We start from the raw sequence: 839 nt of genomic DNA on the forward strand, positions 1-839 counted from the left end.
CCCGCGGGTGCGCCGCGTGCGGCGGACGGCGAGTCCGCGCCGGCCGCCGAAACCGAATCGCCCGCGGCCGAGCCGGTGGCCGTGGCGAGTGCCCCCGAGGACGGTGCCGCCGCCGAGGCGGACGAGGCGGCGCCGAAGCGCAGCCGTCGGCGCGCCACCCGCAAGGTGACGGCGCCCGCCGGTGCGCCGGCCGCATCCGGCGATGACGCTTCCGAGCCGAGCGCCGCCGAGACTCCCGCGCCGGAAGCTCCTGCCGAGTCCGCTGCTACTGCCGCTGCCGATGACGAGGCTCCGGAACCCCGGGCCCGTACGCGCCGTCGTGCCTCCCGCCGGGCCGAGTCGCCCGCCGGTGCGCCGGAGGCGGCCGGGGCCGATGCCCCGGAGCCCGCCGCCGAGCCCGCTGCGGCCGCTGCTCCTGAACCCGCGTCCGAGCCGGCCGGCGAGGCCGAGACCGGAGCCCGTCGTGGCCGCCGCCGTGCGTCCCGCAAGTCGGCGTCCGCGTCTACCACGTCTACCGCGTTTACCGCGTTTACCGCACCCGAGCAGGGCGCCCGCGCCGCCGAGCCCGCCGAGGAGGCCGCGTCCGCCGAGCCGGGCGAGGAGCCGGCCACCGGTCGGCGCAAGCCGAAGCGGCCCGCGGTGGCGGTGTTCCAGGCGCCGGTGTTCACCGAGCCGATGTTCCAGACGCCGGAGCGCGCCGCGGCCGCCGCTGCCGCCGAGGCGGCGCAGGAACCGGCCGAGGAGCCCGCCGACGAGGAGCCGACGCCGCGCCGGCGCCGCCGTCGCCGTGCCGAGCAGGCCGACAGCGCCGCGCCGAGCCGGCCGGAGCCCGCGGAGGC

1 pseudogene is annotated in these 839 nt (G+C 80.6%); it reads left to right on the top strand.

From position 1 onward, the window contains the following. A pseudogene (locus DY218_RS34320) lies at positions 1-839 on the top strand (Rne/Rng family ribonuclease); the annotation flags it as partial.

This window comes from Streptomyces triticagri, assembly GCF_003429565.1.
GTDB classification, from domain to species: Bacteria; Actinomycetota; Actinomycetes; order Streptomycetales; family Streptomycetaceae; genus Streptomyces; species Streptomyces triticagri.